This window comes from Amycolatopsis sp. WAC 01416 (assembly GCF_003947485.1).
Classification (GTDB): Bacteria; Actinomycetota; Actinomycetes; order Mycobacteriales; family Pseudonocardiaceae; genus Amycolatopsis.
Genome location: NZ_QHHX01000029.1, coordinates 1 through 839, shown reverse-complemented (window position 1 = coordinate 839; position 839 = coordinate 1). Strand labels below are relative to the sequence as shown.

Here is an 839-nt window from a genome sequence, read left to right as displayed (position 1 = left end):
AAGGGGTCCTTCATGTACTTCAAGCAGGCGAAGGTGGGCCTCGCTCGGGAGGGTCGCCTGCTCCAGCGTGGCGCTCGTGAGCTTTCTGTCGTGCGATGAGGGCGTCGCAGGTCGCGAGTAGGTGCCTGAGCAAGGGCCGCCAGACCACGTTTCCTTGGCCCAGTGTTGTTCGCTGGGCATGGCGAGGGGCCCGTCGCCGGTGTGGCTGGCGGGCTCCTCGGGTCACACGTGGTGGAGGGTGTTGCGCCGGGGTTTCTGTATCGGATCTCGGTATTGGGGCGGGATGAACTCCGGCAACCCATCGGCCGCCATCCGGACTTCCCAATCACCGTGATGGATCAGCCGGTGATGAAAACCGCACAGCAACACCAGATTCCGAAGATCCGTCGGACCTCCATCAGCCCAGTGATGAATGTGGTGAGCGTGGCAGTTCTTCGGCCGCCGATGACACCCAGGGAACGCACAACCGCCATCACGGATGTTCAACGCACGCCGCTGGCCGGGGGTGACGAACCGTCGCAGCCGCCCCACATCCAGCGGCTCGCCAGCGGCACTCATCACGACCGGCAACATCAGGCAGTCGCAGGCGGCGAGCCGGGCTTCGCGAGCGGTCATCGTCCCGACAAAGTCCAGGCAGGCGGTGCCGAGGCCGGACTTCAACTCGTCGAGGCCGATCGTGACGTGCAGCAGGGTGCGGTAGCCGCTGGTGCCGGGCTGGTCCGGACAGGCGATCGCAAGGTCGAGGATGTCGACCCAGGCGTCTCCCATGCGTTCGCATTTCATCCGCAGGTCGGCTTGACCGAACTCGCCCACCGGCCGCGGCGCCGCATACGCCTCCA

At 65.9% G+C, this 839-nt stretch carries 1 protein-coding gene; it reads right to left on the bottom strand.

Features of this window, described 5'->3' with window-relative positions; all coding sequences use genetic code 11:
* Window positions 1-222: 222 nt before the first annotated feature.
* Window positions 223-839: HNH endonuclease signature motif containing protein (locus DL990_RS41145; RefSeq protein ID WP_148106809.1), on the bottom strand; the 617-nt coding region annotated here is incomplete at its 5' end.